The sequence below is a fragment of the Microbispora sitophila genome, from assembly GCF_014892245.1.
GTDB classification, from domain to species: Bacteria; Actinomycetota; Actinomycetes; order Streptosporangiales; family Streptosporangiaceae; genus Microbispora; species Microbispora siamensis.
This window is the reverse complement of record NZ_JADBGC010000027.1, coordinates 21638-43578: the sequence shown is the minus strand read 5'-3', so window position 1 is coordinate 43578 and position 21941 is coordinate 21638. Positions and strand designations below refer to the sequence as shown.

At 72.8% G+C, this 21941-nt stretch carries 26 protein-coding genes and 1 pseudogene; 9 read left to right on the top strand and 18 right to left on the bottom strand.

Annotation, left to right across the window (positions count from 1 at the left end; all coding sequences use genetic code 11):
• Positions 1–211 precede the first annotated feature (211 nt).
• Complete coding sequence (locus IL992_RS36845; RefSeq protein WP_319019064.1) at positions 212–1258, bottom strand: LacI family DNA-binding transcriptional regulator; 1047 nt, start codon at positions 1256–1258, stop codon at positions 212–214.
• 57 nt (positions 1259–1315) lie between these two features.
• A complete protein-coding gene (locus tag IL992_RS36840) occupies positions 1316–1993 on the bottom strand; it encodes a hypothetical protein (protein WP_193207939.1) in 678 nt (225 codons plus the stop codon).
• A gap of 202 nt (positions 1994–2195) precedes the next feature.
• Between IL992_RS36840 and IL992_RS48680 the strand changes: the two genes are divergently transcribed.
• Genes IL992_RS48680 through IL992_RS36825 form a run of 3 tightly spaced genes read left to right on the top strand, consistent with a single transcriptional unit; the run spans position 2196 to position 5929 of the window.
• A complete protein-coding gene (locus IL992_RS48680) occupies positions 2196–4337 on the top strand; it encodes a sensor histidine kinase (RefSeq protein ID WP_193207938.1) in 2142 nt (713 codons plus the stop codon).
• The gene (locus IL992_RS36830; protein WP_319019063.1) at positions 4330–5013 is read left to right on the top strand and encodes a response regulator transcription factor; all 684 of its coding nucleotides are present in this window, start codon (positions 4330–4332) and stop codon (positions 5011–5013) included. Before IL992_RS48680 ends, IL992_RS36830 begins: the two co-directional genes overlap by 8 nt.
• A 31-nt stretch (positions 5014–5044) precedes the next feature.
• Entirely contained in the window at positions 5045–5929 is an 885-nt protein-coding gene (locus IL992_RS36825) for an AraC family transcriptional regulator (protein WP_319019062.1), read from the top strand.
• A 9-nt stretch (positions 5930–5938) separates the two neighbouring features.
• Here IL992_RS36825 and IL992_RS36820 read toward each other — a convergent pair whose 3' ends face one another.
• The 5 genes from IL992_RS36820 to IL992_RS36800 all read right to left on the bottom strand — a co-directional run bounded on the left by IL992_RS36820 (position 5939) and on the right by IL992_RS36800 (position 9935).
• Entirely contained in the window at positions 5939–6616 is a 678-nt protein-coding gene (locus tag IL992_RS36820; RefSeq protein WP_319019061.1) for an SDR family NAD(P)-dependent oxidoreductase, read from the bottom strand.
• A 67-nt stretch (positions 6617–6683) separates the two neighbouring features.
• Positions 6684–7571 carry an NAD(P)-dependent oxidoreductase gene (locus tag IL992_RS36815; RefSeq protein ID WP_193207937.1) on the bottom strand — a complete coding sequence of 296 codons (888 nt, stop codon included), beginning with the start codon at positions 7569–7571 and terminating at the stop codon, positions 6684–6686.
• Positions 7572–7723: 152 nt separating this feature from the next.
• A complete protein-coding gene (locus IL992_RS36810; protein ID WP_193207936.1) occupies positions 7724–7885 on the bottom strand; it encodes a hypothetical protein in 162 nt (53 codons plus the stop codon).
• Between the two features lie 22 nt (positions 7886–7907).
• A complete protein-coding gene (locus IL992_RS36805) occupies positions 7908–9674 on the bottom strand; it encodes a thiamine pyrophosphate-dependent enzyme (RefSeq protein ID WP_193207935.1) in 1767 nt (588 codons plus the stop codon).
• A 51-nt stretch (positions 9675–9725) separates the two neighbouring features.
• The gene (locus IL992_RS36800; protein ID WP_193207934.1) at positions 9726–9935 is read right to left on the bottom strand and encodes a hypothetical protein; all 210 of its coding nucleotides are present in this window, start codon (positions 9933–9935) and stop codon (positions 9726–9728) included.
• A 398-nt stretch (positions 9936–10333) separates the two neighbouring features.
• Between IL992_RS36800 and IL992_RS36795 the strand changes: the two genes are divergently transcribed.
• Positions 10334–10681, top strand: a complete 348-nt coding sequence (locus IL992_RS36795; RefSeq protein WP_319019060.1) for an FAD-binding oxidoreductase — start codon at positions 10334–10336, stop codon at positions 10679–10681.
• Positions 10682–11063: 382 nt separating this feature from the next.
• On the opposite strand, the gene IL992_RS36790 is transcribed toward IL992_RS36795, so the two are convergent.
• From IL992_RS36790 to IL992_RS36780, 3 genes are read right to left on the bottom strand one after another with little or no spacing between them, the layout of a single operon-like run.
• Positions 11064–11654: a hypothetical protein gene (locus IL992_RS36790; protein ID WP_193207933.1), complete on the bottom strand. Its 591-nt coding sequence runs from the start codon at positions 11652–11654 to the stop codon at positions 11064–11066.
• Complete coding sequence (locus IL992_RS36785) at positions 11651–12643, bottom strand: hypothetical protein (RefSeq protein WP_193207932.1); 993 nt, start codon at positions 12641–12643, stop codon at positions 11651–11653. The genes IL992_RS36790 and IL992_RS36785 overlap by 4 nt, the downstream gene beginning before the upstream one ends.
• Positions 12640–13278 (bottom strand): maleylpyruvate isomerase family mycothiol-dependent enzyme, encoded by a 639-nt coding sequence (locus IL992_RS36780; protein ID WP_226874470.1) that lies wholly within the window; start codon positions 13276–13278, stop codon positions 12640–12642. Before IL992_RS36780 ends, IL992_RS36785 begins: the two co-directional genes overlap by 4 nt.
• 70 nt (positions 13279–13348) lie before the next feature.
• On the opposite strand from IL992_RS36780, the gene IL992_RS36775 reads away from it, so the two are divergent.
• On the top strand, positions 13349–13789 hold the full coding sequence (locus IL992_RS36775) for a MarR family winged helix-turn-helix transcriptional regulator (RefSeq protein WP_193207930.1): 441 nt from the start codon (positions 13349–13351) through the stop codon (positions 13787–13789).
• Here the strand turns inward: IL992_RS36775 and IL992_RS36770 are convergent.
• Positions 13764–13904: a hypothetical protein gene (locus IL992_RS36770; RefSeq protein ID WP_193207929.1), complete on the bottom strand. Its 141-nt coding sequence runs from the start codon at positions 13902–13904 to the stop codon at positions 13764–13766. The genes IL992_RS36775 and IL992_RS36770 overlap by 26 nt on opposite strands.
• A gap of 214 nt (positions 13905–14118) precedes the next feature.
• Here IL992_RS36770 and IL992_RS36765 point away from each other — a divergent pair, with 214 nt between their 5' ends.
• Complete coding sequence (locus IL992_RS36765) at positions 14119–14544, top strand: recombinase family protein (protein ID WP_226874469.1); 426 nt, start codon at positions 14119–14121, stop codon at positions 14542–14544.
• Positions 14545–14559: 15 nt separating this feature from the next.
• Positions 14560–14661: pseudogene (locus IL992_RS49125) on the top strand (helix-turn-helix domain-containing protein); the annotation flags it as partial.
• A gap of 95 nt (positions 14662–14756) precedes the next feature.
• Here IL992_RS49125 and IL992_RS36760 read toward each other — a convergent pair.
• Complete coding sequence (locus tag IL992_RS36760) at positions 14757–15215, bottom strand: hypothetical protein (protein ID WP_193207928.1); 459 nt, start codon at positions 15213–15215, stop codon at positions 14757–14759.
• A gap of 500 nt (positions 15216–15715) precedes the next feature.
• On the opposite strand from IL992_RS36760, the gene IL992_RS36755 reads away from it, so the two are divergent.
• Complete coding sequence (locus IL992_RS36755; RefSeq protein ID WP_193207927.1) at positions 15716–15979, top strand: DUF1883 domain-containing protein; 264 nt, start codon at positions 15716–15718, stop codon at positions 15977–15979.
• Positions 15980–16179: 200 nt separating this feature from the next.
• Here IL992_RS36755 and IL992_RS36750 read toward each other — a convergent pair whose 3' ends face one another.
• Entirely contained in the window at positions 16180–16749 is a 570-nt protein-coding gene (locus IL992_RS36750; RefSeq protein ID WP_193207926.1) for a hypothetical protein, read from the bottom strand.
• Positions 16750–16802: 53 nt separating this feature from the next.
• Between IL992_RS36750 and IL992_RS36745 the strand changes: the two genes are divergently transcribed.
• Entirely contained in the window at positions 16803–16976 is a 174-nt protein-coding gene (locus IL992_RS36745; RefSeq protein WP_193207925.1) for a hypothetical protein, read from the top strand.
• 82 nt (positions 16977–17058) lie between these two features.
• Here IL992_RS36745 and IL992_RS36740 read toward each other — a convergent pair whose 3' ends face one another.
• The 5 genes from IL992_RS36740 to IL992_RS36725 all read right to left on the bottom strand — a co-directional run bounded on the left by IL992_RS36740 (position 17059) and on the right by IL992_RS36725 (position 21844).
• Entirely contained in the window at positions 17059–18099 is a 1041-nt protein-coding gene (locus IL992_RS36740) for a PP2C family protein-serine/threonine phosphatase (RefSeq protein ID WP_193207924.1), read from the bottom strand.
• A 227-nt stretch (positions 18100–18326) separates the two neighbouring features.
• Positions 18327–18980, bottom strand: coding sequence for a potassium channel family protein (locus IL992_RS36735; protein WP_226874468.1), 654 nt, complete (start codon positions 18978–18980; stop codon positions 18327–18329).
• 1 nt (position 18981) lies between these two features.
• A complete protein-coding gene (locus tag IL992_RS36730) occupies positions 18982–20331 on the bottom strand; it encodes a TrkH family potassium uptake protein (RefSeq protein WP_226874467.1) in 1350 nt (449 codons plus the stop codon).
• Positions 20328–20498: a hypothetical protein gene (locus IL992_RS46965; protein WP_226874465.1), complete on the bottom strand. Its 171-nt coding sequence runs from the start codon at positions 20496–20498 to the stop codon at positions 20328–20330. Before IL992_RS46965 ends, IL992_RS36730 begins: the two co-directional genes overlap by 4 nt.
• Before the next feature lie 104 nt (positions 20499–20602).
• Positions 20603–21844 carry an MFS transporter gene (locus tag IL992_RS36725; protein WP_193207922.1) on the bottom strand — a complete coding sequence of 414 codons (1242 nt, stop codon included), beginning with the start codon at positions 21842–21844 and terminating at the stop codon, positions 20603–20605.
• Positions 21845–21941 lie beyond the last annotated feature (97 nt).

Here is a 21941-nt window from a genome sequence, read left to right as displayed (position 1 = left end):
GGCCACGGGCGGCGGGCGAGCCCGGGAATCCTCCCCTGCATGCGTGTGACCGGTCACATCCGCACGAATGCGAGTGTGACCGGTCACACGACCAAGGGGAAGAGCCCGTTACGTTGTTGTTAATAACATCCGGCAGCGCGCCGGGATCCGCCGTTGGCGCCGCCGCGGCCGCACGGTCTTCCACGGGCCTGCCGGGCGGCGCGGACGCGGTTCACCGGCGCGGGGGCGCCGTCGACTCACGCACCACCAGCCGCGGCGGCGTCAGCGAAACCGTGGGCTGGGGCGTCCCGGCGAGCTCGGCCAGCACCGCCGCCACCGTGGCGCGGCCCAGCCCGGCGAAGTCCATCTCCACCGTCGTGAGCGCCGGCGTCCAGTACTCCGAGCCGGGCACCCCGTCGAAGCCCACGATGCTCACGTCACCGGGCACGTCCTTGCCCGCCTCGAACAGCGCGCGGCGCACCGCGAGGGCGATGTCGTCGTTGCCGCACAGGATCGCGGTCACGCCGGGGTCGGCCGCCAGCACCCGTCCCGCCTCGTACGCCGACCGCACGTCCCAGCCCGCCGGCACCACCGGCGGGACGTCGGCTCCGGCTTCGGCCAGCGCACGGCGCCAGCCCGCCTGACGCCCGCTGTGCTCCGATTCCGAGGGGATCGCCACGTGGTGGACGGTCCGGTGTCCCAGGCCCAGCAGGTGCCGCGTCGCCTCGGCCGACGCCTGCTGCTCGTCCAGGCAGATCGCGGGCCGCGCCACACCGCGTACGCCCGGCTCTATGGCGGCCGCCGCGGGCAGGGACTCGGGGAGCGCGCGCAGCACCGCGATGCCGGCCGCGTCGAACGCGATCACGATCACGCCCCCGGCGCTCGGATCGCTGACGTAGTCGGCGGCGTTGCGCACGTCGCCCTCGCGGTCCGACTCGACCACCCGCACCCCGACGGCCAGGCCCTCGACCCGCGCGGCCTCCTCGATGCCCTGCAGCGTCGAGGCGTATCCGTACAGCATGGTGTCGGAGGTGACCACCGTCACGCCCCGCGCCCGCCCCGTCCCCAGTGCCCGGGCCACTCGGTTCGGCCGGTACTGCAGCCGTTCGATGACCTCCATGACGGTCCGCCGCGTCTCGGCGCTCACCTTGGGCGAGGCGTTGAGCACCCGGGACACCGTCTGCCTGGACACGCCCGCCGCCGCCGCGACGTCCCGGATGCTCGGCACCGTCTCCCGGCCGGGACTCGGCGAGGGCACCTCAACAGGGGTTTCGTTCACGTCCCCATCGTGATCGGTCTGCCGAGCCGGGGTCAAAACGCCGTCCGGGCCGAGTGGTCACGAGTCCGCCGCCTCCCGTGCCGGCAGGGCATCCTCCGGCCGCCGGGCGAGCAGCAGGCCGAGCATCGTGTATCCCACGAGCAGGTGACCGCCGCCGAACCACCGGGGCGCCCCATCCCCGAGCAGCACGTACGCCGGGACGGTGGCGACGGCCCAGCTCTCGGCGACCAGGGGCCACCAGCGCAGCAGGCCCCTCCAGCGGCGGGCCACCAGGAGTTTGACGCTGATCACGAACATGCCGAACATCGACAGCGGCCAGAACAGGTCGAGCACGCCCAGCAGCACGCTGTCGCCTACGGCCTCGGGCAGGATCGCGTGCAGTAGCGACCACACGCTCGCCAGGGCGAGCAGCACGGCCTCGATCCTCAGCATGATCGAACTGGCGCCCGAGGTGCCCGTCGCGCCGGTCCGCGACTGCACGCGGAGCAGGCCGAACAGGCCGATCTGGAAGGCCAGGCCGCCCAGGTCGCCGATCCGTCCGGCCGTCCCGCCGGCCGACGGGTCGAACAGGAAGATGGTCGCGGCCCAGATCAGCGTTCCGGCGGCCAGTCCGAGGCCGAGTCGGCGCACCCTGCCCGCGGTGATCGGTGCGGGCCCGGCCTGTGCCGGGACGGGGGTGCTCCCGCGCACGTCGGTGCGGGCTCTGGCCGGGGTCATGGTGTAGTGCGGTTCCATGGGACGTCCTTCGTCGGTTCGTCGGCAGGCCGGGACGGCCGCGCCGATCAAGGCTCGGGGCCGCCCGACCCGGGAGGGCAGGGCCGCCGGTCCCCGATCGCGCCCCTGGCATGTCCGTCCGGTTCGGGACGCGAGTCCCCTTGGGGGCGGGACATCCCGGTGCCGGGCAAAAAGGGTGATTCGACCCGTCACAATGCTTGCCGTGGGGAAAGCAGGGAAAGCGAAGACGGCGGACGTGCCGGAGGCCGTGGGGGCCGCTCCCGCGGGCGAGGGCCGGCTGCCCGCCGCTGCGGCGGTGGCCGCCGTCGCCGCCCTGCTCGCCGTGGCCGCGGGCACGGTGCTGCTGGACGTCCTCGCCCGGGGAACGAGGGTGCCCGCGGGCGCCGAGCTTGATCCGGGATGGACCTCCGCGCTGGCCGGGCTCGCGCAGGCGGTGCCGGGCGTGCTGTTGCTGCGGCGGCTGCCGCGGCACCCCGTCGCCTGGGTGCTGACCGGCTCCGGCGTCATGTGGCTGCTGAACGGGGCCGCGGCCGCGTGGGCGACCTACGCGGTGTACGTGGAGCCGGGCCTGCCGGGGGCGTCGGCCGCCTACTGGTTCTACCTGCGGCTGGGCGCCGCGCTGCTGCTCCAGCTGCCGCTGCTGATCCTGCTGTTCCCCGACGGGCGGCTCCCCGCCGCCCCGCTCTGGCGCCGGCTCTCGATCGCCAGCCTCGCGCTGACCGCGGCGCTGCCCGCGCTACGGCTGGTGGCGCCCGTGTCCGTGCTCAGCCGGCATGGGGGAGTGCCGCTTCCGCCCGAGCTCGCCCGGCTGGCGCTGGACCCGGTCGCCCTGCCCCTGCCGTACGCGGTCTGGGAGCCGCTGCTGACGGCCGCCTCGTCGGCGGTGGTGGTGAGCCTGGTCGTGCCGTTCGCGGTGACGGTGCACCGCTACCGCGCCGCGGCGTCCGGCGGCCCCGGCGACGCCGACCGCAGGGCGCAGATCCGGTGGCTCACGTGGGCGGCCCTGGCCGACATGCTCGTGCTGCTGCTCCCGCTGGTGCTGCCGCCGGACGTGCCCGCGTTCCTGCTCACGGTGGCCGTCGCGCTGACCTCCTTCGCCGTGGTCGTGGCGATCGCCAAGCACCGGTTGTACGACGTCGACCGGCTGCTGCCCGCCACCTTCGGCTACGGCATGGCGGCCGTGCTCGTCATCGTGGTCGACGCCGCCGTCTTCACCGCCGCCGCCGGGGCGGTCGACGAGCGCCAGGCGGCCCTCGCGGCGATCGCGGTCGTCACGCTCGTCTACCTGCCCGCCAGGACGTGGCTCGTGCGCACCGTAAGGCGGCTGCTGCGCGGGCCGCGCGAGGATCCGTACGCGACCGTCTCGACGCTGGCCGAACGGCTCGAACTCGCGGCGGGCCCGGACGAGCAGCTCGTCGCCCTGGCCCGCACGCTGGCCGAGGCGTTCCGGCTGTCCTACGTACGTGTGGAGATCGAAAGGCCGGACGGGAAGCGTTCGGCGGTCGAGCACGGCGTGGCCCGCGGCCCGTCGGTGTCGCTGCCGGTCGCCTACCGGGGTGAGCAGGTCGGCAGGCTCGTGCTCTGCCGCGCCGACCTGACCGAGCGCGACCAGCGGCTGCTCGGCGACCTCGTACGGCAGGCCGCCGCTGCCGCCCGCGCCACGGAGATGAGCGCCGGCCTGCAGCGCATCCGCGCGACGATGGTGGTGGCCAGGGAGGAGGAGCGGCGGCGGCTGCGGCGCGACCTGCACGACGGGCTGGGGCCGAGCCTGGGCGCGGTGGCGCTGCGCATCGAGACCGCCCGCAACCTGTCGCGCACCGCTCCCGAGCAGGCCGACGCGATCCTCGCGCGGACGGCGGAGGAGGTGTCGGCCGTGGTCGCGGAGGTCCGCCAGATCGTGCACGACCTGCGCCCGCCCGCCCTCGACGAGCTGGGCCTGCGGGGGGCCGTCGAGCAGCAGGCCGGCCGCTTCCGCGGCGGGCTCACCGTGGTCCTGAGCGGGGTCCTGACCGGCGACGACGAGCCGCTGCCCGCCCTTCCGGCGGCGGTGGAGGTGGCGGCCTACCGCATCGTCTCCGAGGCGCTGGCGAACGTGGCACGGCACGCGCACGCGGCCCGATGCGAGATCGGGCTCGCCGTCCGGGACGGCATGCTCCACGTCGTCGTGCGGGACGACGGGGTGGGGATCGACGAGGACGTCACGGCGGGCGTCGGGATGCTGTCCCTGCGGGAGCGCGCGGCCGAACTCGGCGGCGACTGCGTGGTCACCTGCCCGGAGGGCGGGGGGACGCTGGTCCACGCGCGGCTGCCGCTGGCGGAGACGAGGGAGTTCACCGGTGTCTGACGAACCGAGCCTGCCGATCCGGGTGCTGCTCGCCGACGACCATCCGGTCTACCGGGACGGCCTGGCGGCGCTGCTGGGCTCGATGGCGGGCGTCGAGGTGGCGGGCACGGCCGCCACCGGCCGGGAGGCCGTCGACCGCGCCGCGGCCCTGCGGCCGGATGTCGTGGTCATCGACGTGCGCATGCCCGATCTGGACGGCATCGAGGCGACCCGGCGGATCACCGCCGCGAACCCCGGCATGGGGGTGGTCGTGCTGACGATGTCGGAGGAGGACGCCACGCTGTTCGCGGCCATGCGGGCCGGGGCGCGGGGCTACCTGCTGAAGGGGGCGAACCAGACCGAGATCCTGCGGGCCGTCACCGCGGTCGCCCACGGCGAGGCCATCTTCGGCCCCGCCGTGGCCCGCCGCGTGGCGGAGTTCTTCGCCGAGGGGCCCCCGGCCGCGGACCAGGAGGTCTTCCCCCAGCTCACGCCACGCGAGCGGGAGATCCTCTCCCTCGTCGCGGCGGGGCGCACCAACGCGCAGATCGCCGAGGCGCTGTTCCTGTCCCAGAAGACGGTGCGCAACAACGTCTCCACGATCTTCGCCAAGCTGCAGGTCGCCGACCGCGCGGAGGCCATAATCCGGGCCCGGGACGCGGGGCTCGGTCGTGGTCAGGGCGGGCGACGGTCCTGACGACGGCCGCGAACGCCTGTAGTCTCGGCGCGTGCGGCACGAGTCACCGGACGGAGGTGGGGGCCTGCGCCGGCATCTGCCGGACGGCGGGACCCGGCCCGGCCACCGGCTGCGGTTCGGCTCAGGAGCGGCGGGCATCGAGCGGCTGGAGGCGTCGCTCGTCGGCGAGGGGTTCGCCACGCACCGCCACGACACGTACGCGATCGGGATGACGCTGCGCGGCGTGCAGACGTTCCGTTACCGCGGTGAGCTGCGGCACTGCCTGCCGGGGGAGTGGCACGTGCTGCACCCCGACGAGCCGCACGACGGCGTGGCGGGCACCGACGAGGGGTTCGGCTACCGGATCATCTACCTCGACCCCTCCCTCGTCCAGGAGGCGCTGGGCGGGGCGCCGCTGCCGTTCGTCGCCGACCCCGTGATCGGGCGGCGCGACGCGGATCCCGCGCTCGCCGCGTGCCTGCGGGACATCGATGAGCCGCTGGACGAGGTCGAACGGCTGACGCTCACGCTTCGGGTGGTCCGCACGCTCGTGCGGCACTCCTCCGTACGTGACTTCTCCGCGGTCGGCTCCGCGCGGCCGGGCGGGCGGGCTCCGCTGGCGCTGGAGGCGCTGGCCCGCGTGCGCGACCTGATCGCGGACGACCCGACGGTGCGGCACACGCTCGCGGAGTTCGAGCAGGTCTCGGGCCTGGACCGGTGGACGGTCGCACGGCAGTTCCGCGTCGCGTTCGGCACCAGCCCGACCCGCTTCCGCACGATGCGGCAACTCGACCTGGCCCGCCGGATGCTGCGCGACGGCGTGCCCCTGGCCGGGGCGGCCCAGCTCGCCGGCTTCGCCGACCAGGCCCACATGTCGCGCATGTTCAAACGGGCCTACGGTCTCACGCCCGCCCGGTGGACCGCCGCGCTCGCGTGACCCGAGCGGCTAGAGCCCGCCGTCGACGTTGAGCACGGCTCCGGTGACGTAGGACGCACGGTTCGACAGCAGCCACGCGACCGCCTCGGCGATCTCCTCCGGCCTTCCGGGACGCCCCATCGGGACGCGGGCCGCCACCCGCTGCGCCCGTCCCGGCTCCCCGGCGCGGGCGTGGATCGCGGTGTCGATCGTCCCCGGCGAGACGGCGTTGACCCGGATGCCCGCCGGGGCGAGCTCCCGGGCCAGGCCCACGGTCATCGTCTCGACCGCCGCCTTGGTCGCGGCGTAGGCGACGTACTCGTGCGGTGAGCCGGTGCGCGACGCGACCGAGGAGACGTTGACGATGGCGGCCTCGGTCGCCGGTGTGCGCCCGGTCCAGCGACGCGCCGCCTCGCGGCACAGCCGCACCGGCGCCACCAGGTTCACCTCGACGACCCGCCGCAGGTCGGCGTCGGCCAGGTCGGTGAACGGCCCGATCCTGCCGGTCACGCCCGCGTTGTTCACCAGACCCGCGACCTCACCGACGGACGCGGCCAGCTCGAACAGCCTCTCCGGCGCGTCCTCCTCGGTCACGTCGAGCCGTACTCCGCGGACGAAGGCGCCCTGGCGGCCGAGGTCGTCCTCCAGCGTCTCGGCGTCGGCGTCGGAGCCGGAGTGCGTGAAGACCACGCCGAACCCGTCCCGCACAGCCGTCGCACCGTGCTCCGACCGATCCCGCGCGTCCCTCCGGTGACGATGACGACCGGACGAGAGGTCATCCGCGTGCTTCTTCTCCGTCCGTCCTGGCCTCGATCGCGTGGACGACGGCGGCCATGTCCAGATCGGCGTGGCCCAGCGCGAGGGTCTCGCGGAACAGGGCGTGGCAGACGTCGAGCAGCGGCGAGGCGATGCCGGCCCGCCGCGCCGCCTCGGCGATGAGCCGGTTGTTCTTCAGCACGTCGGCGATGGCGGCCTGGGCGCCGAAGTCGCGCCCGGCCAGCTTGACCGCCTTCACCCGCGACACGTCGCTCGCCATCTGGCCCGAGTTGAGCACGTCGACGAGCAGCCCGATATCGAGGCCCTGGCGCTCGCCGAAGTGCAGCGACTCCGCGAGGCCGGTGACCGTGGTGATCAGGAAGATGTTGACCGCGAGCTTCATCAGCAGCGCCTTGGGCGCGGGCCCGCACACCACCGTCTTGACGCACATCGGCTTCAGCAGCGGGCGGACCTCCTCCACGGCCTCGGGCCGGCCGGCGAGCATCGCCACCAGCCGCCCCTGCTCGGCGGGCACCCGGGAGCCGGAGATCGGCGCCTCGACGTAGTGGCCGCCGGCCGTGAGCACCTCGGCCTCCAGTCCGGCCGAGTAGACGGGGGAGGTCGTGCCCATGTGGACGACGACCCGGTCCGCGACGTTGCGGGCGAAGGCGGGCGTGCCGCGCTCCAGCACCGCGTCGATCGCGGCCTCGTCGGCCAGCATGAGGATCACCACCCGCGCCCGCCGGAACACCTCGGCCGCGCTGCCTGCCACCCGCGCGCCCGCGGCGCGCAGCGGCTCGCTCCTGGCGGCCGTGCGGTTCCACACCACGAGGGGGGTTCCCGCACGGGCCAGGTTGAGCGCCATGGGCTGCCCCATGATCCCGAGACCGACGAAACCCACGTCCATCGTTCGCCTCCCCGCGCACACGTCCTCGCGCCGCCCTCCCCGGGTGACGCCGGGGACCGTTGTAGCCCATGGCGCGGTGGCGGTCTTGAACGATTGTGTACGCCCGGCGACGACCGCTACCGGTTCGTCCGCGGTGCTCCGGCAGGCCGCACTCACCGCCGCCCACCCTGCCGCCCACCCCGCCGCGCACGATCGGATGCCGTCCGCCGGGGCGGCTCCAGCGCGGGCACGGTGCGGAGCGTGTCGCCCAGGATCACGCGGAGCCGCGCGATCGCGACCTCGGCCGCCCGGCGGTCGGCGAGCGGAGCGGTCACAGTCCTGCTCTCTCAGGGCGACCTAGGAGAGCAGCTCGTTGATCTTGTCGCGGGCCACCGTGGCGAGGACGCCCGCCTTGTGCGGCTGGCCGCGCAGGAACGCCTCGGTGAAGTGCTTGGCCTGCTCGTACTTGACCTTGCCCGGCATCGGCGGTTCGTTGGGATTGACGTCGCAGTCCACCAGGGCCGGCCCGTCGTGCGCCAGGGCCTCGCGGATCGCGCCCGGCAGGTCCTTCGGGTCCTTGATCTTCGCGCCGTACGCCCCGCAGGCGCGGGCCCAGGCGGAGAAGTCGGCCTCGGGCTGCCGGTGCCGCACGGCGTACTCGGGGTAGCCGAGGATGATCTGCTCCCACAGGATCTGCCCGTAGCTGTTGTTGTTGTTGATCACTACCTTGATGGGAAGGTCGTGCCGTACGGCGGTGAGGAAGTCGGCCATGAGCATGGCGAAGCCGCCGTCGCCCACGAAGGCGATCACCTGGCGGCCGGGGAAGGCGTGCTGCATGCCGATGGCGTACGGCAGGCCCGGGGCCATGGTGGCGAGGTTGCCCGACAGGTAGAACTCCCGCCCGCCGCGGATCGTCCAGTGCCGCGCGGCCCACGTCGCGATGGTCCCGGAGTCGCAGGTCAGGATGGCGTCGCCGGAGGCCGCCTCGTCGACGCAGGCCATGAGGTACTGCGGCGCGATGGGGTCGCGCGAGGGGTCCTGCAGCGCCTTCATCTCCTCCCGCCAGGCGTCCATCTTGCGCTGGTACTTCTCCAGGAACGACCGGTCCTTCGCCGGTTCGAGCATGGGCAGCAGCGCCTGCAGGGCGAGCCTGGCGTCGGCGGCGACCGGGGCCTGGGTGGGCCGACGGATGCCGAGCAGGGTGGGGTCGGCGTCGATCTGCACCACCCGGGCCTGCCCGTCGGGCGGCAGGTACTTCCCGTAGGGGAAGGACGTGCCGACCATGAACAGCGTGTCGCACTCCTCCATGAGCTCCTCACTCGGCGCGGTGCCGAGCAGGCCGAGCCCGCCGGTGGTGAGCGGGTGGTCGTCGGGCACCACGAACTTGCCGGGGAGGGTCTTCACGATCGGGCTGGCCAGCTTCTCGGCGACCGCCAGCACCTCCTCGCGGGCGTGCCGGGCGCCGACGCCGACGAGCATGGCGATCCGCTCGCCCTGCCGCAGCACTTCGGCCGCCCTGGTCAGGTCCTCCTCCACGGGCCGCAGCGGCGGGAGAGCGCAGGTCGGCAGGCTCGCGGGCGGGCTGCCCGGCCCCACGTGCCGGTAGGGGTCCTCGCTCGCGGGCGCCACCTGGATGTCGTTGGGGAAGGTCAGATGCGACACCGTCCGCTTGGCCAGCGCGTTGCGCACCGCGAGGTCCACCACCCCGGGCATCTGCTGCGGATTGGTGACCATCAGGTTGTAGGCGGCCAGGTCCTGGTAGAGGCGGTCGAGGTGGACCTCCTGCTGGTAGTGGGTCCCCAGCACCGAGGTCTCCTGCATGCCGGTCAGGGCCAGCACGGGCACGTGGTCGAGCTTGGCGTCGTACAGGCCGTTCAGCAGGTGGATGGCGCCCGGCCCCGACGTCGCGGCGCACACCCCGAGCCGCCCGGTCGCCTTCGCGTAGCCGGTCGCCATGAACGCGGCCGCCTCCTCGTGGTGCACCAGGATGAACCGCAGCTTCTCCCGGTGCCTGCGGAAGCCCTCCATCAGGCCGTTGATCCCGTCACCGGGGAGCCCGAAGATCGTGTCGACCCCCCACTCCACCAGGCGCCGGGCCAGGCTCTCACCCACGATCTCGGTCATGTCCGCCTCCGATTGAGATCAGCCGTACGGGCGCCACGGCGCCCGCGACCTTCACCGGGTCGCGCTCCGGCGGCCGCGGCGCCAGCCGAGGACGTACGCGGCGGCGAGGCCGGCGGCCACGGCGAGCCGCTTCGGGGACGACATCGCGGACTTCAGCTGTTTCACGCCGCCCTTCGGGTCGGCCACGGCGCCCGCGACGCTGCCGATCGCCGACGCCAGTCTGTCGCCCGCGCTCTTCACCGCGTTGCTCTGCACGTTCATGATCGACTCCGGCATCCAACGGCTCGCCCGTCGGGCCCTTCCCGCCCCCGATATACGTAAACGAAGCCGCAGGTCACGGCGGCTTTGTGTGCGGCAGACCCGCATATCGCACGGCCCGCATGGGGGAATCCCCGCCGTGCTTTTACCCGCCCCCGCGGTCCTGCCCGCACTCGGCGGGAAGGGTCGCGCGAGAGGCCGCCGCACACGCTGCCGTCAGGCCGTGGCGCGCGCCCGGCCGGCGAGATCCGTGAGGAGGCGGACATGACCCGTGTCTTCCCGAGACCGGAGCCGTCGGCGCCGCCCCGCGCGGGGCCGGGGGCTCAGAGGCCAGGAACCCCCCGCCGCCCCCGTACGCCGGGGAACTGCGCGACCGGCTCGCCGAGGCCATCGCGGGCGAGGTGAGGTTCGGCGGCGGCGACCGGGCTATGTACGCCTACGACGCGTCGATTTACCGGCAGGTGCCAGTCGGCGTGGTGACGCCCAGGGACGCCGCCGACGTCGAGGCCGCGCTGGAGGTGTGCCGCCGCTTCGGCGCTCTCGTGCTCGCCCGCGGCTGCGGCACCTCGCTGACCGGGCAGACCGTCAACGGGGCCGTCGTGTTCGACTTCACCCGCCACGTGGACCGCATCGCCGAGCTCACCCCCATGCGCCGCAGCGCGAGGGTGCAGCCCGGCGTCATCCGCGACGAGCTCAGGGACCGCGGTGAGACCCAGCGCGTGGCCGACGCATGTTCCCGCCCGAGCTGATGCGGGCCTTCGAGGAGTTCAAGCGCCTGTGGGACCCGACGGGCGGATGAAACCCCCACAAGCGGATCGACCCCTACCCGCTGGACACGCACCTGCGCGAGGGTCCGGCGTACCGGCCGCGCGATCTGGAGCACGTCTTCGGCTACCCGCTCGACGGCGGCAGCTTCACCGAGGCGGCCGGCCGCTGCTTCGGGGTCGGCAAGTGCCGCCACCTGTCCGGCGGGGTGATGTGCCCGAGCTTCCTGGTGACCCGCGAGGAGCCTACCGTTACGACTTCGGCGACTGCTGGGACCACGACATCGAGGTGGAGAAGTCCACCAGGCTGCCAAGAACACCGCCTACCCCGAGGCGGCCGGGGTGGGGCGATGCCGGCCCGCTGAACTCATCGCGGCCGGTGCGGGATCGCGCAGGCGATGCCCAGCACCAGGACGAAGGAGTAGATGGAGAGGAACATCCACGCATCGCGCGGTCCGATGGCGGCTCCGGTGAGGAGCAGGGCGGCGAGCCCGGCGGGAACCGGGGCGAGCAGCACGACCCGGCACAGCACCCGCGCCCACAGCAGCCCCCTGGTGGACAGCGCGTACCCGCCCATGATGCCGAACAGCGGTATGGCCAGCGCGCCGCCACCGATCCCGTCCTTCAGGAGCTGGGCGAGCCCCGCCGGATCGCTGAACAGCACGGCCGAGAACAGCAGGGGCGAGAGGGCGAGCCGGTGCCGGAGCCGGTCCCGGCGTGGCCCGCCGGTCCGCCTCAGGTGGTCGGCCCAGGCCAGCAGCATCCCGACGGCCACGCCGGGCACGACGATCCAGCCGAAGGTCCCGCTCCAGGAGAACGTGGAGCCGGGACCGGCGAACACGGCCATCACGCCGCGCAGACCCGAGGCCCACGCCAGCCCGCAGACGCCGCCCATGGCGAGCCAGGCGGCCGGCTTCGGGCGGGTGGAGTCCTTGACAGCATGGTCGACGGTCATCATCGTCCCATGGCGGCGGCCGGCGTGACGGCGGGGCGGGCGGCGCCGGGATCGCGGGCCAGGGCGACGCCCATGGCCGCCCAGAGCACCATCCAGGCGATGAGGGCCAGCCGGCCGGCCACCATCGGCCCGGAGATCGCCGGCAGCACCACCGCGAAGAGGGCCAGGCCGCACGCCAGCACGGTGTAGCGGGCCCAGCCCCGCCACCGGCCGGAACGGATGACCGGGATACCGGCCAGGACCAGCCCGGCGCCGATGGCGAGGCTGGAGACGCCGTACCCGAGGTTGAGCAGGTCCACGCGGGAATCGTCGACCTGCGCGCCGGCGAGGGCCATCGCCCCGAGCTCGCACAGTGTCAGCCCGATCATGCCGGCGGCGGCGAGGAGGACGCCGGCCCTGCCCGCCCGGCTCGGGCCGATCGCCGCGCGCCCGACGGCGAGCACCGCGACCAGCAGCAGCACGTGGTTGACGGCGAAGACGAGCTGCGTGATCACGTGCATGGGTGTGTCGAAGGGATAGCTGAATCGGTCCTGACCGACCTCCGGCGCAACCACGATCATGGCCAGGCCGCCGGCGATGCCCAGGATCGCCCCGGCGACGCACAGCAGGCTTGCCGTACGGGTGGTCACGCCGGCACCCACCCGCCGACGCGAACCGGCCCAGATGAGGGCGACGGCCACGACTGTCACCGCGATGGCCGCCGCCGCGGCGGTCTTCGCCCAGCCCGGAGCCTCCGGGGCGAAGAACGCCGGCACCGCCAGCAGGGCGGACGCGATCCGGGCGCCGGTCACGACCGCGGCCGCCCGGCGTCCTCCCCGCCACGCGGCAGGTACGGCAACGAGCGTGACCACGCCCAGCAGCGCGCTGACGATCACCAGCGCGGGCGGCGGCGCGGGCTCGACGAACAGTCCCGCCAGCCCGGCGAGATCGAGCAGGCCGAGCGCGATGCCGAGAACGAGCCCGGTGATGAGAACGGGTGAACGACGCATCATGCGCCTCCTTGAGCCGGTTTGAGCGTGGCGATTCCGGGGCCGTGCAGGCTGTCCAGGGCCGGTGCGGTACGCCCGGTGGCCAGCAGCAGGAGCGCCAGCGCCGGCCCCGCCACCTCCGGCCCGGCGCCCTCGCTCCAGCCGGTGTCCGTCGCCCGCAGGGTCACACCGGCCAGCTTCCGCGAGGCATTGAACGGCCAGCCCATCTCCCACACCCGCCGCAACGCCCTGCGGCTGTGCTCGGCGGGCACGGGGAAGTCGCGCCCGAGCGGCAGCGCGATGTCCTGGCTGTGCACGATCACGTCGAACAGGGAGTCGCGCGCGTCGAGCACCCGGGCCGTCCGCCGGTCATCCGCATGCCGCCGGATCTGCGCGACGAGGTCGGCGCGGTCACGTGACCCGTTGCGGCGGGCGATCAGCGTGTTGATCCGGTGCGGGTTGAACCCCGCCCGCGGCGTGGCGGCGACCAGGTCCCAGGTGGTGATGGTGGGAATGATCGCGAGATGTCCGGCGACGTCACGCACGCGCCAGCCGCGGCACAAGGACGAGGTGTCCCACTCCGCTGGACTCAGCGCCTCCAGCAGGTCGGCGACGCGCAGCCGCAGGCCGCGCACCGCCGCCCAGTACTCCTCGTCCAACACTGCCTCCTAAAAGTCCGAACCTCGGACTAAAATAATCCGAAGTTCGGACTTCTGCAAGAATGGCGGTATGGCTGACGACGATCTCAACCTCGGGCTCCTGCTGTTCGTCCCCTACCGGTTCATGGAGACCGCGGTGCTGGCCGCGTTGAAGGCGCACGGGCACGACATCCCGATCAGCCAGGCGCGCGTGTTCCAGCGGATCGCCCCCGGAGGGTCGCGCCTGGCCGAGCTGGCCGAGGCCGCGCAGGTGAGCAAGCAGACCGTGGGGTCCATCGTCGACCAGCTCGAACGGTCCGGGTACGTCCAGCGGGTCCCAGACCCCAGCGATGCCCGTGCCCGCCTGGTCCAGGTGACCGCCAAGGGCCGGGAACTCATCGAGATCGGCATCCCGGTCCTCGACGCCATCGAGGCGGACTGGGAGGCGCACCTGGGCAAGGCGCGGATGCGTGAGCTGAAACGGAGTCTGGCGTCGCTACGGGAGATCACCGATCCTTTCCAGCGCCGCTGACCAGGTCCATCATGAGGAGCTCGGTGATGCGCCGCAGCCCCGGCGGGCGGGCCACCCCGTCGGGGAGGTCCCTGACCGGGCCCGGGGTGCGCAGCTCCACCTCCGCCGAGACCACCCAGCTCTACACCCTGCTTGCCGACGAGGTCGCCGACGCAGAGATCCGCGCCGCCCCGGGCGGCGCGGATCTCGGCGACCCACGTTGTGCTCGACCCGCAGGGCGAGGCCGCCGTATTTCGGGTAGACCGCTTCCCATCTGAAGCCGCGGATCGCAACCCTCCACCGAGCGCGCCTTTGTTTGCCGCGCGGGGGCCCGCGCTCAAGACCACCTGTTGCAGATGGAGGCGCTGGCGGCCGCCGACTGCCGCCAGATCGTGGAGGAGACCGCCAGCACCCGCAAGGACCGCCCGAAGCTGCAGGCGACCGTCGCGAGCATGAAGCCGGGGGACACGCTGGTCGTCTACAAGCCCGACCGCGTCGCCCGCTCGGTGAAGGAGCTGCTGGTCTTCCTCGAAGACGAGCTCGCCCCGCGCGGGATCAACCTGCACATCCTGACGGGGATCTGTGCCGGTCTGCACCGGCCGGGCGGGCAGACCGTGGCCGACAAGATGCTGTTCCTGGTCGCGGCGATGGCGGCCGAGATGGAACGCGACCTGATCCGCGAGCGGACCCTGGACGGCTTGGCGGCGGCCGCCGCCCATGGCCGCAAAGGCGGCCGGCCCGCCATGGTCAACCCCGACGTGCTGGCCATCGCCTGAGCCCGCCGCGCCCGCGGGGAGTCGGTCACCGCGATCGCCAAACACCTCGGCATCGGCCGCTCTACCCTGTACCGGGCGCTGGAAGCCGACGGCCCCACACATCCGGTAGAGGGGTAGGCCACAAGCCGAAGGCCCCCCAAGACGGGCGGAGGATCTGCTCTTACGCCACTCGCAGACGGAGAGGATCCCGTAGCCGCACGCTCTGGTCTTTCTCAATCGTCGTCCGTGTCGGCGGCCGACGACCGCCGGATGGCCAGCTCATCGCTGGCCCGCTCCATCCGCTCCAGGGTGCTTTCCAGCTCGCTCACCTGGTCGCGCATCATCGCCACGGCGTTCTCGATCGCCCCGGCCGGGGCGGACACCTGGATGACCGTGCGGGGGCGACGGCCGACGCCGGCGAGGACCGGCAGCGACAGCACCGCCCACACCAGCACGGTCAGCCCACCGGCCAGGGCCTGCCCGGTGGGAGGACTCCCGGCGTAGACCATGCCCACCGTGGCCGCCCCGTACAGGATCCAAGCCAGGCGGGCCCAGCCGCGAAACAGCCCCAGCAGCCACAGGCACGGCCCAGCCAGCGCCCACACCTGCCACAGCGCCTCCGGGCCGCTCGGCGGCCCGGCCGCGTGCCCGCTCAGGTACGCGGATCGGCCGGGTGATGACCGCCAAGACATCGGAGGCAGCGACCCTGTCCAGCCCGCTCGCGGCGGTTGTGACCACGGCACCGATGAGCCCGAGCACAAGCCACAGCACCGCAGCCACGACTATCACCGCGGCCAGAACCACGGTGGCCACCGTCCCGATCAGCAGCAGCGGGGCGCGGTGGTCGTCTTCGCCGTAGCGCTGCTCCAGTTGCTCCTGGAGCCGGTCGTTGGTGGCCATCGCCTTCAACCGCGGATGCCCATCATCCTGCGGCCGATTGATCGGCGCCTCCTCCGGCACCGGCTCCAACGGAGTACCCTCGCTCGTCCCTCGCCCAGGCCATGATCAAGAATCATGTCGAGGCGGTGAAGTCTCCTCAAGGGAGCGTCTAACTGTCCCTGCTGGGCATGTCGGAAGCAAGACCCGGCGGGAGCGGCAGGGGTTCGTAGGCGATGCATCCGTCCGCGAGCGACGCCCAGCGCGGATCCGCACCAGGGTTCCTGTTCATTGCGTGACCCGCTACCAATAACGTGTGGAGCATCTCTACTGGGACCTCGGATCCCGCGCAGGCGGCGCCTGCTTCGAGGTGGAGCTGCGTGGCTCAGCCGCCAGGGTTTGCCTCATGGACATCGACCACTACCAGGCATATCTCGACGGGGGCGAATACGAGTATTACGGCGGCTTCTATGACGTCAGCCCCGTCGTCCTGGAGGTGCCCTACGACGACTATTGGTATCTCGTCGTCGACAGCAACGGCCAGCGGGTCAAGGTCTGGGTCACTGAGGTCTTCGACTGACCACGCGTCCGCGGGGAGTCGGTCACAGCGATCGCCAAACACCTCGGCATCGGCCGCTCCACGCTGGGCCCCGTCGGGGACCGCTGGCGCAGCGAGGCCGTACGCGAGGCCCTCGACCTCTGCCTGGCCTGCAAGGGGTGCAGGAGCGACTGCCCGGTGAAGGCGGACATGGCCACCTACAAGGCCGAGTTCCTGCACCACTACCACGCCGGGGCCTGCGCCCCCGGCAGGCGTACGCGCTGGGGCTCGTCGACGTGTGGGCCCGGCTGGCCTCGCGCGTCCCGCGCCTGGCCAACGCCGTCACCCACGCGCCGGCGCTCGCGCGGCTGGTCAAGCTGGCCGCCGGGATCGCGCCCGAGCGCGACGTGCCGCGCCTCGCACCCCGCACGTTCCGCCGCGTCATGGCCGGCCACGCGCCGCGCAACCCGGGCGGGCCGCCCGTCCTGCTGTGGCCGGACACCTTCACCGAGCACTTCCAGCCGGAGGTGGGGGTCGCGGCCGTGGGCGTCCTGGAGTCCGCCGGGTTCCACGTCATCGTGCCCGAGGGCCCCCTGTGCTGCGGCCGCCCGCTGTACGACTACGGGATGCTCACGCTCGCGTGGCGCTATCTGCGCCGGGTGCTCGACGCGGTCGGCCCGCTCGTCGAGGCCGGGATCCCGGTGGTCGGCCTGGAACCGAGCCGCCTGGCCGTCCTTCGCGACGAGCTGACCAGCCGCCGGAGACGGAGCCGGCGGACGCGGAGGCCTGCGGGCGGTCGTCGCCGGCGGCACGGGAGCCGCCGTCGCCGTCGCGGCGGTGCTCGCCGCCAGGCACCGAGGCGCTGGTGCAGGGCACGCCGAACCGCAACCGCATCGCCCTGCAGATGGTCAAGGACATGCTGGACGAGTCGAGCTTCGCGGCCAGCCCGGCACACGCCGTGCCCCGCAGGGTCGGTCAGGCCGCGGCCACGCTGGTGGGGAGGCTCCGCGACCGCGCCAGGGGCGAGCACCCCGAGTAGGGGCCGCGGCTCCGCCGGGGGTGCCGGCCTCAACCGGGACGCCAGGCTCGCCCGGGTGCCGGGATTACCTAGGATGCCGAGCTTATCCAGGATGACGGTGGAGCAGGAGCATGGCGGCGTCGTCGGGGAAGGGGCCGCCGACGTGGCGCAGCAGGTCGGCGCGCAGTTCGTCGAGGGCCACCTGCGGATCGGCGCCGCGCAGCAGATGCGCCCGCTCCGGGAGCGGGTAGAAGCGGCCCTGCCGGTCGCGGGCCTCGATCACGCCGTCGGTGTAGAAGAGGATCTGGTCGCCGTCGCCGAACGGCACCCGGTGCGGCTTCGGGCGCGGTGAGCCGAGCGTGCCGAGCCCGAGCGGGAGGGCCTCCTCCTGCGGCTCCGCGAAGTGGACGCCGCCGTCGCGCCGCAGCACGAGAGGCGCGGGATGACCGCAGTTGAGCAGGGAGATCTCCCCGTCGTGGACCTCCGCGAGAATGGCGGTGACGAACTTCTCGCCGCTCAGGTGCCGGGCCAGGCTGGTCTCCACGCGCTCGACCACGCCGGCGAGCTCGGACTGGTCGTAGGCGGCCTCGCGGAAGGCGCCCAGCACCCACGCCGCGGTCTCGACCGCCTCCAGGCCCTTGCCCTGAACGTCGCCGATGAGGATCCGTACGCCCTCGGGGGTGGTCACGACCTCGTAGAGGTCGCCGCCGATCTGGGCCTCCGCGGCGGCGGAGGTGTAGGAGAGCGCCACCCGCAGGTCGCCGGCGCGGCGGGGGACCGGGCGCAGGAGCACCCGCTGGGCCGCCTCGGCGACCAGGCGGACGTTGGCGAGTTCGCGCTCCCGCCGGTTCCGCAGCCTGCTTGCCATCATGCTCGCGGCGGTGACACCGACGATCGCCGCGATCGTGAGGTTGTTCTGCGGCCTGCCGAGGAGACCGTCGTAGACGGCGAGGGGGATGCAGATGGCGAGGGCCAGCATCCCCACCAGGGCCGTGCGGCGCACGCCGCCCGCCACCGAGGCGAAGGCGGGGCCCAGGGTGAGGAGCGGCAGGAAGCCCACACCGGGCCCGGTGATCAGGTCGACGACGACGACCAGGGAAATCGCGATGAACGGCAACGCACGCAGGATGCTCTGGGAACTCATCGCGACTCCATAGCCGGCCCCCACGTCAGCACATGAATCCTTTGATGGCTTTACTCCTTCCCGCGTTGTGAACGGGGCACTCCCCAATGTCCGCGACGGATGGCGCCATTTCGGGCCGGTCGGTCAAGTCGCGGCGCGCCCCATCTGATCACTACGAGTAGTGACGTTACTCGAATTCGTGACGCGGTGGCCGGTAAAGCGAGACATCCGGCCTTCCCCCCACGCCGTCACGGCAGCTCCGCGAAGCGTTCGACCTGGTCCGTACGGCCGGACACGATGATGACGTCGCCGTAGCCGAGTTCGGTCTCGGCGGTGGCGTAGGTGAACTCCTCGCCCGGCCGCTTGACCGCCACCACCGTCACCCCGAATTTGCGGCGCAGGCTGGACTCGCCGAGGGGGACACCGACGTACTCCTTGGGCGGGAGGGTCTTGACCAGGGCGAAGTTCTCGTCGACCTCCATGTAGTCGAGCATCCGCCCGCTCACCAGGTGGGCCACGCGCTCGCCCATGTCGTGCTCGGGGAAGACCACGTGCTGGACGCCGATCCGGCTGAGGATGCGGCCGTGCTGCCGGCTGACGGCCTTGGCCCAGATGTCGTCGATCTCCATTTCCACCAGCAGTGACGAGGCGAGGATGCTCGCCTCCAGGTCGCTGCCGATGGCGCACACCGCGCGGTAGAAGTCCGGCAGGCCGAGCTGGCGCAACGCCTCGGGGTCGGTGGCGTCGGCGGTGGCGATGTGGGTGATCTGACCCGCGAGGCTCTGCACCACCTTGGGGCGGTGGTCGATGGCGAGCACCTCCGTGCCGCGCCGCACCAGCTCCAGGGCGAGCGCGGTGCCGAAGCGGCCGAGACCGATCACCGCCACGGGATCGTTTCTCATGTCAGCCAACGATGACGTCCTCCTCCGGTAATTCATAGCGGCGGGTCCGCTCCTTGAGCGCCAGGGCGGAGCCCAGCGTCAGCGGGCCGATCCGGCCGATGAACATCAGCAGCGTGAGCAGCACCTGCGCGGCGGGGGAGACGGCGGAGGCGACGCCGGCGGACAGTCCGGTCGTGCCGAACGCGGAGACGACCTCGAAGAGCACCCGGTCAAGGGAGTGCGGCGTCAGCACCAGCAGGACGTAGGTGAAGAGCGCGACCAGGCCCACGCTCAGCACCGTGAGCGAGACCGCCTGCCGCTGCGCCGCCTCGGTGAGGCGGCGGTGGCCGATGTTCACCCGGCTCTCGCCGCGCAGCTCGGCCCACACGATGAAGGTGAGCAGGCCCAGCGTGGTGACCTTGATGCCGCCGGCGGTGCCCGCGCTGCCGCCGCCGACGAACATCAGCAGCTCGGTGATCAGCCAGCTGGAGGGATGCATCTGCGTGATGTCGAGGCTGTTGAACCCGGCGCTGCGCGGCATGACGGCGGTGAAGAACGCGGCGAGCAGCTTGCCCTGGCCGTCCATGGGGCCGAGTGTGCGGGGGTTCGTCCACTCCGTGACGAGGAAGACCAGGGTGCCGCCGGCCAGCAGGACGGTGGTGACCGTGAGCGTGATGCGGGTCAGCAGCGACCAGCGTCCGGGGCGGCGCCAGGAACGGCGCAGCTCGAACACCACGGGGTAGCCGAGCCCGCCCACGATCACCGCCGTCGCGACGGTCAGGCAGACCCAGGGATCGCCGGCGAACCTGACCAGGCTGTCGGGCCACAGCGCGAAACCGGCGTTGTTGAACGACGAGACCGCGTGGAACAGGCCCAGGTACAGGCCGCGCCCGACGGGCTCGCCGTACCCGAGCACGAACCTGAGCGTGAGGACGGTTCCTACGACGGCCTCGCAGGTCAGGTTGAACACCACGACCTTGCCCACCACGCGCCGCAGGTCGCTGCCGTTGAGCACCTTGGTCTCGGCCTGGGCCGACAACCGGGCGCGCAGGCCCAGCCTGCGGGAGACGAGCAGGGTGAAGACCGTCGCCAGGGTCATGATGCCGAGGCCGCCCACCTGGATCAGGGCGGCGATGACCACCTCGCCGAACGCCGACCAGTGTGTGGCCGTGTCGACGACCGTCAGCCCGTTCACGCACACCGCCGACGTCGCGGTGAACAGGGCGGTGAGCCAGTCCGCGGGCTTGCCCGAGGCCGTGGCGAGCGGGCTGGACAGCAGGGCGGTCCCCAGGAGGACCGCCGCGCCGAACACGGTCGTGATGACCTGCGCCGGCTGGTGGAAACGCGCCACCATGGCCCAGAACAGTCTCATGCCGGTCGCTCCGCGGCGTGCGGCATGATCGACGCGGCGATGGTGGCCGCGACGAGCCGGAAGACCTGCCGGGCGGCGGCGACGCCGGCGCCGGGCACGACGAGCCTGTGGGCGACCGAGGCGAAGCCCTTGGGCCCGAAACCCTGGCGGGGCGTCTGCGATACCACCGAGAACCTCCGTGCGGGCAACGGGACGACGTCGCCGACCCGACTTCCCGGCACACCGCGGCCTACCGTAACAGCACATTTCCCACCAGGCACATCGGCCTTGGTCAGTCTTCGGCCGGAACCGACAGGCCGGCCCTGAACGTGGTCGCGTGCCTGTCCGGATCGCCGGCGGACGGCTCCTCACGCCGCCGCGCGGCGGCCGAGGCCAGCGAGGCCGGGACGATCAGCATCGCGACGACCCCGATGAAGCCGACGGCGAACGACAGGTTCGTCAGCTGCGCGACGCCGCCGATCACGGGCGGACCGATGAGGAAGCCCGAGTAGGCGATGCTCGTGACGAACCCGATCTCCCGCTCGCCGCCGCTGCCGTCGCTCCGCCGGCTGACCGCGCCGGCGAGGTCGAGCACGATCGGGAACACCAGCCCGACGCCCCCGCCGGCCATCGCGTACCCGGCGTAGGTGAGCCAGGCGACCGGCACGATCGCGGCCGTCAGCAGGCCGATCCCGGCGAACAGCGATCCGGTGACCAGGATCCCGAACGGGCCGAAGCGGCGCTGGATCCGCTCACCGAGCAACCGGACCACCGCCATCGCGACGGAGAAGACGGAGAACACGAGCGCCCCGGTTCCCTCGGACATGCCTCGCTCGCGAACCGCGAACAACGCCGACCAGTCGCCGTTCGAGCCCTCGACGATGGCGGAGACGAACGCGATGCTGCCGAGCAGCCAGAGCACCGGGCGGCGCAGCATACGGCGGTCGGGTCCGCCGCGCTCCTGGGCGCCGGTCGCGGGCTCCTCGCGCGGCACGAAGCGGATCACGCCGACGGTGACGGCCAGGGAGGCGACGGTCACCACGGCGAAGTACGGGAGCAGGCCGACGCCCTGCCCGGCGGCGAACGCGGCGCCCAGCGAGCCGGCCAGCCCGCCGAAGCTGAATCCGGCGTGGAAGACCGGCATCAGCGGCCGCTCGACGCGGCGGATGACGGTCACGGCGGCGACGTTCATCGACACGTCGAACACGCCGAAGGACGCGCCGATCCACACCAGGACGAGGCCGAGTTGCAGCGGTGTCGTGACGAGCGCGAGGACGGGCAGCGCGCACGCGGCGCTGACGGCCGACGCGAACACGATGGCGGGGGCGCCCAAGCGGGCGCACAACCGGCCCGCGAACGACGCGGCCACGGTCAGGCCGACGCTGGCGCCGAGCAGGACGATGCCGAGCACCCCGGGTTCCGCGTGGATCTTCCCGGCGAGCGTCGGTATGCGCGGCGCCCACGAGCCGGCGATGACGCCGTTGAGCACGAACACGATGAACACGGTGAACACGGAAACCCGCTGCGAGCGCACGCGGTCTCCCCCTTCCTCTGCTTTCGAGCCACGCCGGAGCGCTCCGCCGACCCTGATACGCCGCCGCCGAGCGCCGCGCCGCGGCACTCGGCGAGGA